We start from the raw sequence: 8,894 nt of genomic DNA on the forward strand, positions 1-8,894 counted from the left end.
AACCATGCGGTACCGGAACTGTCAACCCCGCCCGCTGACAGTAACGCATACTTTAAACTACAGATCAGACATATTTTACCTTTACACTTGCCGACCCTCTTCCTCCGGCCGGCTCACGGAAAAGCATCCCGGTCATTTCCACTCACGACTGTAAACCACGCCAAACCACCTTTCCACCCTTTACAGTTGCAATCCCTCCATCACTCGAAAATGCATCGTCATGCAACAACTGGAGCTTCAGCTCGACGGGTTCCGAAGCGCTTATCTTCAGAGCCTGCGAGTCCGCCGTCTCGCCCCGAAGGACGGGCTGAACGCTGGTCGAAGATACTTTGCGAGCTGATTTTCATCGAGCGGCCTCGGCGCATTTTGAGGTCCTCTTTGGCGCGAAGACCGTACGTCCCCTTGAAGTGGCCTTCAAAATGCACCATGCCGCAACGGACGTTCTGATCCTCGAACCGATCCTTCGAGTATGGGCTGCACGAGGTTCCATCATCCCGGATACCTCAGGCGCGCCCGCGTACTCGGAGCCGCGGACGTCGTCGAGCGCTTCATCGTGAAGCAGTCCTGAAAACAATTCGGGCGCCCGCAGCATCTGCCGCAGGCGCCCGAATTGTTCTTGCCCGTCCCTCGACGGCGCCCTTTCCGGGCTTAGCCGCAGACCCAGAGGGCCGTGCGGTAGACGACGAAGGAGAAGGCGTAAGCGAGGAGCGTGTAGGCCACCCACAGGACGGCCGGCGCCTTCCAGGTGCCCATCTCGCGCTTGATGGCGGCGAGCGTCGCGAAGCACGACGGGCTGAAAACGAAGAAGGCGAGGAAGGAGAGGCCCATCGGGATCGTCCAGCTGTGCTGCAGGATCGGCACGAGGGCGTCCTCCGCGTCGCTCGCGGTCGCGTAGAGCGTGCCGAGCACCGAGACGGCCACCTCGCGCGCGCCCATGGCGGGAACGAGCGAGATGCACATCTGCCAGTTGAAGCCGATCGGCGCAAAGAGGGGCTCCAACGCGCGGCCGAGCATGCCCGCGAAGCTGTAGTTGATCGCGGGATCGGTCGCGCCGGCGGGCGCGCCCGGGAAGGTCGTCAGCACCCAGAGGAAGACCGTGAGCGCCAGAATGATCGTGCCCACCTTCTGCAGATAGATGCAGGCGCGCTGCCAGAGGCCGTGCGCGAGCGCGTCGATGCGCGGCAGGTGGTAGCTCGGCAGCTCGAGCATCAGCGTGCGGTTCTCGCCCTTGCCCGTCGTGTGCTTGAGGATCCAGGCGACGACGAGCGCGCCCACCATGCCGAGACAGTAGAGCGCGAAGAGCACGAGGCCCTGCAGGCCCACGCCCCAGACGGAGACGTCGGGCACGAAGGCCGCGATCATCACGGCGTAGACAGGCAGCCTCGCGCCGCAGGTGAGCAGCGGCGCAATGGCGATCGTCGCCCAGCGGTCGCGCTGGTTGCCGACGATGCGAGCCGCCATGATGGCGGGCACCGCGCAGGCGTAGCCCGAGAGAAGCGGCAGGAAGGAGCGGCCCGAAAGGCCCACCGAGCCCATCGTGCGGTCAAGCAGGAACGCCGCTCGCGGCAGGTAGCCCGACTCCTCCATCAGCAGGATGAAGAAGAAGAGGATCAGGATCTGCGGCAGGAACACCACCACGCCGCCCACGCCGCCGATGACGGCGTCGACGAGCAGGTCCTTCACGAACCCGTCGGGCAGGTGCTCGGCGCACAGCTCTCCGAGCATGTTGAAGCCCTCCTCGATCCACTCCATCGGATAGGCGGACCAGGCGAACACCGCCTGGAAGACGAAGAAGAGGATGATCATCAGGATCGTCACGCCGAGCCAAGGATTGAGCACGACGCGGTCGATGCGGTCGGAGAATTCGTCGGGGAAGATCTTGTCAAGCCCGAGCTTGCGCAGGATCCTGTTGAGGCGCGCAAGGTCGTCCTCCTCGGTCGCCTCGGGCACCCAGGACGACCAGGCGGACGGGTCGGAGAGAAGCTCGGTGAGCCTGTCGATGCCCTGCTTGCGCACGGCGATCGTCTCGACCACGGGCACGCCGAGCTCGCGCGAGAGGTCCTCGGCCTTGAGCTCGATCCCGCGGCGGCGCGCGAGGTCCATCATGTTGACCGCCACCACGGCGGGGAGCTTCAGGCGCTGCGCGGCCATGACGAGCTTGAGGCCGCGCCTCAGGTTCGTCGCGTCAAGCACGCAGACGACGAGATCGGGCCTGCGCTCGCCGCGCGCGATGCCCTTGAGGACGTCGACCGTCACCTTCTCGTCGGGCGAGCGCGGATGAAAGGAATAGGTGCCCGGAAGGTCGAGCACGCGGATCTTCTCGGGCGCGCCGATGAGTTGGCCCTCGACGCGCTCGACGGTCACGCCCGCATAGTTGGCGACCTTCTGCTTCGAACCCGTCAGAATGTTGAAGAGCGACGTCTTGCCGGCGTTCGGATTGCCGAGCATCGCGATGAGCGGCCCGGACGGATAGATGTCAACGGTGGAGACGGCCATCAGTCGCGCCTCCTCACCTCGATGCAGCGGGCCTCGACCAACCTCAGCGCAAACGTCGAGACGCCGATGCGGACCGCGATCGGATCGCCGCCCAGAGCGGCCTTCTGCAACACCACGCACGGTTCGCCCGCGGTGAAGCCGATTTCCTCAAGCCAGATCTCCCAGTCTTCGGGAGCGCCTTCGGCATGGACGCCGACCACCTCGAGCTCGTCTCCGATGGCGGCCTTGTCCAGAGTGAATGTGTCGGACATTTTTATATATGGGGGGGCTGATCCTTCGTGCCTCGGGCCGCCTCAGGGGTTCGGAAGCCCGGGTCCAGCCCCGTGGGTGAGGGCTGAGAAGGAAAATGATTCTCTTTTAGGTGACTCGCATTTTACCCGTTTGCGCAGCCGTCGGCTCGATTCCCTGAAAAAATTCCTCGCCCGCTTGGACCGCCTCCGCCTCCCGAAGAGGCGCGCTGTCACCCAAAAATGACAGTTTTCCCTTACGACGAATACTCCCAAGGGGGTATTTGCACCCATTTCACCCTAGTCAATCTGATGTATAACCCTTGAAAATCAATGGGTTAGAATGGAAGAGCCCCCTGCCATTCAATGCGGTTCGCGCCTGACGCCGAACCCGCCTCACCAACGGAGTTCCCCCCTGATGACCGAGATGACCGCTCCCGCTCGCGTTCGCGAGATTCCCTATAACTACACGTCGCTCTCGGACCGCGAGATCGTGATCCGTCTCCTGGGCGAAAAGGCCTGGGACACGATTGAGTCTCTTCGCGGCTCTCGCCGCACCGGCCGTTCCGCCCGCATGCTCTTCGAAGTGCTCGGCGACATCTGGGCGGTCGAGCGCAATCCCTATCTGGTCGACGACCTGATCGTGCACCCGAAGCGCCGCAAACTGCTCGTGCGCGAGATGAGCCGCCGCCTCGAGGCCGTTCGCCAGCGCGCCGAGGGCAATGCCGACGTGCTTCGCCTCGTCTCCGAGGCGAGCGCCGCCGTGTGCCGCTTCGACAACAGCTTCCCGAAGCTCATCGAGCGCCGTGCCGAAGTGAAGCGCCGTCTGTCCGCGATCACCGATCCGGACAACATCCGCTTCGACGGCTTTGCGCGCGTCACGCACGTCACCGACGCCACCGACTGGCGCATCGAGTATCCGTTCGTCGTCCTCACGCCCGACCGCGAGGAGGAGATCGCGCCCCTCGTGCGCGCGCTCTTCGAGCTCAAGCTCACCATCATTCCGCGCTCGGGCGGCACGGGCTACACGGGCGGCGCCGTTCCGCTGCACCCCGACACGGCCGTGATCAACATGGAGAAGTTCGACCGCCACAGCGGTCCCGTCATGCGCCGCCTGCCGGGCGTCGAGGGCGAGCATCCCGTGATTGAATGCGGCGCGGGCTGCGTCACCCGCCGCATCGAGGAGGCCGCGGCCGCCGCAGGCCTCGTCTTCGCGGTCGACCCCGCCTCGGCCGACGCCTGCTGCATCGGCGGCAACGTCGCCATCAACGCGGGCGGCAAGAAAGCCGCCCTCTGGGGCACGACGATCGACAACCTCGCCTGGTGGAAGATGGTCGACGTCAACGGCCGCATGATCCGCGTCGAGCGCGTCAACCACAACTTCGGCCGCATCCACGAGGTCGAGACCGCCGAGTTCAACATCCACGAGCTCTCCGACGAGGGCGCGGTCGTCAGGACAGAGCGCCTCTCGATTCCGGGCCGCACCTTCCGCAAGGCGGGCCTCGGCAAGGACGTCACCAACAAGCTTCTCAACGGCCTGCCCGCCATACAGAAGGAAGGCACGGACGGCATCATCGTGAGCGCCGCCTTCGTGCTGCACCGGATGCCCGACTTCGGCCGCACGGTCTGCCTCGAGTTCTACGGCACCGTGGCCGAATCCACACCCGCCATCGTCGAGGTGCGCGACTTCGTGCGCGGCCATCCGACGGTCGAGCTTGCGGGTCTCGAGCACATCGACTGGCGCTACGTGCGCGCCGTCGGCTACCGTGCCAAGCTCGAGGGCCGCGGCATGCCCAAGATGGTGCTTCTCGCCGACATCGTCTCCGACAACGAAGCCGACCTCGACGCCGTGGCCGAACGCTGCTGTGAAATGGCGCGCGCCCGCGGCGGCGCGGGCTTCATCGCCCGCACGTCCGCCGATCGCAAGGCCTACTGGAAGGAGCGCTCCCGCACGGCAGCCATCGCCAAGCACACCAACGCCTTCAAGCTCAACGAGGACGTCGTCATTCCGCTCGAGCGTCTCGGCGAATACTCCGACGAGATCGAGCGCATCAACATCGAGTTCTCCTTCAAGAACAAGATCCGCATCGCGGGCGCCTTCATCGAGCGCCTCGCCGACACCGCGCTCGACGAGCGTCCCGGCATCACCTTCGCGCGCGACCTCGCGGCCCGCGTCAGGACCCGCTGGGAGGAAATGCGCGCCGCCATGGACGGCGACGCCGCGCCCTATCTCGCCGAAGGCGTCGAGCCCCGCGAGGGCGAGACCGTGTTTCTCGCCATGCGCGACGGGCGCCTTCGCATCTCCGTCAAGCGCGAGATCCTCGAGATCCTCGCCGCGACGCTGCCCGCCGACGTGATGGCCGAGCTTCACGCGCTCCACAAGAAGCACGTGAGGAGCCGCCTCTTCGTCGCGCTCCACATGCACGCGGGCGACGGCAACGTCCACACGAACATCCCCGTCAACTCCGACGACTACGGCATGATGCAGGACGCCGAGCACACGCTCGGGCGCATCATGAGCTGCGCCGTGAAGCTCGGCGGCGTCATCACGGGCGAGCACGGCATCGGCCTCACGAAGTTCGAGTTCGTCACCGACGAGGAGCTTCGTCCCTTCCGCGAATGGAAGAACAGGATCGACCCCGAGGGCCGCTTCAACAAGGGCAAGCTCATGCCGGGCGGCGGCCTCGAGCGCGCCTACACGCCCTCGTTCGAGCTCTTCCGCGCGGAGTCCCTCATTCTCGAAAATTCGGGCCTCGGCGCCATCTCGCAGTCCGTCAAGAGCTGCCTGCGCTGCGGCAAGTGCAAGCCCGTCTGCACGACGCACGTCCCGCGCGCCAACATGCTCTACTCGCCGCGCAACAAGATCCTCGCGCTCGGGCTGATGACGGAGGCCTTCCTCTATGAGTCGCAGACCCGCCGCGGCCTTTCGCTCAAGCACTTCAACGAGCTCGTCGATCTGGCCGACCACTGCACGATCTGCCACCGCTGCGTCAAGCCCTGCCCCGTCAAGATCGACTTCGGCAAAGTGACCACTGCCGTCAAGGCCTTCCTCAACCGCTCGGGCCACAGGGATCTCAATCCCGCCGCGCTCGCGGGCGGCGCGCTCGTCGACGCCGTCAACCCGATCGCCGTGCGTGCGCTCCACGCGGGCGCCGTTCGCGCGGGCTTCTCGCTGCAGCGCCTCGGCAACGAGCTCGCCGAGAAGTACCTCGCCGCGGACCTTGCGCGCATTCGTGAAAAGCCCGCCAACACCACGGGCCGTCCGAGCCTCAAGGACCAGGTGATCCATCTCGTCTCGACGCCGCTTCCGGGCCGCATGCCCAGACAGACCATGCGCGCCGCGCTCGGCATCGAGGACGAGATCACGATCCCGATTCTTCGGCGTCCCGACATGCCCGCCGACGCCGAGGCCGTCTTCTACTTCCCGGGCTGCGGCTCCGAACGCCTCTTCGGCGACGTGGGCCTCGCCGTCGAGGCGATGCTCATGCACGCGGGCGTCCAGACCGTGCTCCCGCCGGGCTACCGCTGCTGCGGCCACCCGCAGCTCGCCTACGGCGAGACCGCCAAGGCCGAGAAGATGATGACGGAGAACCGCGTGCTCTTCCACCGCATGGCCAACACGCTCAACTACCTCGACATCAAGACCGTCGTCGTGAGCTGCGGCACCTGCATCAAGGCGCTCGACGAGTACGAGTTCGACCGCATCTTCCCGGGCTGCCGCATCATCGACATCCACGAGTTCCTGCTCGAGCGCGGCATCACCATGCCCGTGCACGCCGACACGTACCTCTACCACGATCCGTGCCACACGCCGCTCAGGCTCAACCCGCCGCTCGAAACGGTCAAGAAGCTCACCGGCGCCAACGTCGTGCAGTCCGAGCGCTGCTGTGGCGAGTCGGGCCTCTTCGCCGTCAAGCGCCCCGATATCGCCTCCCAGGTGCGTCACCGCAAGTTCGAGGAGATCGAGAAGGCCAGGGCCAAGGCCGGCATCAAGGGCCACGTCAAGATGCTCACCACGTGCCCCGGCTGCCTGCAGGGCCTCTCCCGCTATGAGGAGCGCGCCGACATGGACGCCGAGTACATCGTCGTCGAGATGGCCCGCCAGATCCTGGGCGCCAACTGGCGCGACCAGTTCATCCGCACCGTGAAGAACGGCGGCATCGAGAAGGTTCTCGTCTAGGAACGCCTTCTCTCCGGGCCGCCCCCTTTCCCTGCCCCGCAGTTCGCAGCCGCGTCCGACGGCTTCGCGCCCCGGCGTCCAAACACGCCGCCTCATGGTTTTTCCTCTCGCGCGTGCGTTTCGAAATGCAAGCGTATTCTTCAGAACAGGCTCGGGGCGCGCGCCCTGACTTATCCTTCGGCTAAGAGAAACAACACAAAGAAGGAACCCACACATGCTCAACGACTAGCAGAAGGCCGTCGTCAAGGCAACTGCTCCCATCCTCGCCACCAACGGCGAGGCGAGGCGCTGCTCGCTCACTTCTACTCGCGCCTCCTCACCCACAATCCTGAGTTCCAGCAGCTCTTCAACATGACGCACCAACGCACGGGCTCCCAGCCGCGTGCGCTCGCACATGCGGTCCACGCATACGCGACCCACATCGACGATCCGTCCGTGCTTGCGGGCGCCCTAAGGCATACCGCCATGCGGCACTGCTCGGTGGGCGTTCGCGCCGAGCACTATCCGATCATCGGCCGTCATCTGATTGCCGCCATCCGCGAGGTGCTCGGCGAGATTGCGACGCCCTCCGTCATCGACGCCTGGTCCGCCGACTACAACCAGCTGGCCGCCATGATGATCGCGTTGGAGCAGGACCGCTACTCGAGCGCCGCCCAGGCGCTGGGCGGCTGGAGCTGCTGGCGCGGCTTCGTGCTCACCGACAGGCACGAGGAGACGGCCGACGCCGTGAGCCTCACGCTGGGCCCCGCCAACAACGGCTCCGTCGTTCAGGTCCGCCCCGGCGAATACGTCTCAGTGCGCGTCTACATCCCCGGAGAAAACCTCGTCCAGCCCCGCCAGTACACGGTGACGGCGACCAATGAGAACTCGATCCGCATCACCGTCCGCCGCATTTCCGCAAGAGACAGCCTCCCTGCAGGCATGGTCTCGAACGTCCTCTGCGACCTCGCGGCTGGCGCCCTCGTCGACCTCTCCGCGCCGACGGGAGGCTTCCGCCTGCCCGAGGGCGACGCCCCGCTCGTCTTCATCACGGCGGGCATCGGCGTGACGCCCGCGGCCGCCATGCTCCGCAGCGTGGACGAGATCGAGTCGCGCATCAGCGGCCATGAAGGCCGCCATCTCATCCTGCGCACCACGGCCGACCATGTCCGTCCGTCTGCGGAGGACTTCGCGGCGCTTGTCACCGACAACGCCGACTACTTTCTCTGCGGTCCCGCAGGCTTCATGAAGGCCGCCGCCGAGGCCCTCAGGGCCGCAGGCGTCCTGTCCGCCCGCATCCGCACGATGTATCCGAAGGAAGAGTCGCTGATGTGCTGGCACCTAGTGAATCCTCTCCGCCCAATTATTAATTGGACGGGGCTTCCCTGCCTTTTACCAGCACGGACTGCCTGGGCACAGATAGCGAGCAAGCTCAGAAATCTGCGTTCACATGGAACGCAGCTCCGCGCAAACCCGAATTAGGGTGTCCAGGGTGCGTGTGACCCTCTTGGCACATCCCGGAACTTTTGCCGAGATGCGCCGCCATTTCGTCACCGAAATGGACTTCTCGTACTCCCTCAGGAAGTACCGAGCTCCTATGTTGTACGCAGAAGACAGGTCGCACGAATAGCGCTTGCCTGTCTGAAACGTACACATGCTGTAGTTGTTCGTGTCTCTTGTAACGACACCGGTGCCGTCAAAGGCAAGCTTCGACGTGTTCCAAGCACAGACGCGACGAATGCGGATTCCGCACCGGTGCGCCTTGTGCTCCACCATCTTCTGGACAGACTTGGCTCGCCAGTGATGGAGTCGCTGACGTTTCGAGCCGCGTTTACGGCCCGCGAGATCAAGGTGTTCCATGACAATGACGTCGACCTTGAATTCGTTCGCAACTCCTGCGATGAAGTTGGCCGTCTTGACGGCAATGTCCTGGTTGACACCATTCGCTCTCGCCCAAAGCCTCGGCGTGCGTTTTGCACCGTTGCTTTGAGCTTTCCTGATGCGCCGCAAGG

General features: G+C 65.1%; 5 protein-coding genes. 2 read left to right on the forward strand and 3 right to left on the reverse strand.

All coding sequences use genetic code 11. The features are described from left to right. Positions 1-648: 648 nt before the first annotated feature. Together HMPREF3036_RS06035 and HMPREF3036_RS06040 are read right to left on the reverse strand one after the other, a co-directional pair. Complete coding sequence (locus tag HMPREF3036_RS06035; protein ID WP_062332511.1) at positions 649-2,496, reverse strand: ferrous iron transporter B; 1,848 nt, start codon at positions 2,494-2,496, stop codon at positions 649-651. After that, positions 2,496-2,747, reverse strand: coding sequence for a FeoA family protein (locus tag HMPREF3036_RS06040; RefSeq protein ID WP_082897370.1), 252 nt, complete (start codon positions 2,745-2,747; stop codon positions 2,496-2,498). Before HMPREF3036_RS06040 ends, HMPREF3036_RS06035 begins: the two co-directional genes overlap by 1 nt. Before the next feature lie 394 nt (positions 2,748-3,141). On the opposite strand from HMPREF3036_RS06040, the gene HMPREF3036_RS06045 reads away from it, so the two are divergent. Next, positions 3,142-6,903, forward strand: coding sequence for a DUF3683 domain-containing protein (locus tag HMPREF3036_RS06045; RefSeq protein WP_062332515.1), 3,762 nt, complete (start codon positions 3,142-3,144; stop codon positions 6,901-6,903). Between the two features lie 288 nt (positions 6,904-7,191). Continuing rightward, complete coding sequence (locus HMPREF3036_RS06050; RefSeq protein ID WP_231853585.1) at positions 7,192-8,364, forward strand: globin domain-containing protein; 1,173 nt, start codon at positions 7,192-7,194, stop codon at positions 8,362-8,364. Here the strand turns inward: HMPREF3036_RS06050 and HMPREF3036_RS12250 are convergent. Then, positions 8,329-8,894: IS200/IS605 family accessory protein TnpB-related protein (locus HMPREF3036_RS12250; protein WP_231853584.1), on the reverse strand; the 566-nt coding region annotated here is incomplete at its 5' end. The genes HMPREF3036_RS06050 and HMPREF3036_RS12250 overlap by 36 nt on opposite strands.

The organism is Sutterella sp. KLE1602 (assembly GCF_001578585.1).
GTDB classification, from domain to species: domain Bacteria; phylum Pseudomonadota; class Gammaproteobacteria; order Burkholderiales; family Burkholderiaceae_F; genus Sutterella; species Sutterella wadsworthensis_A.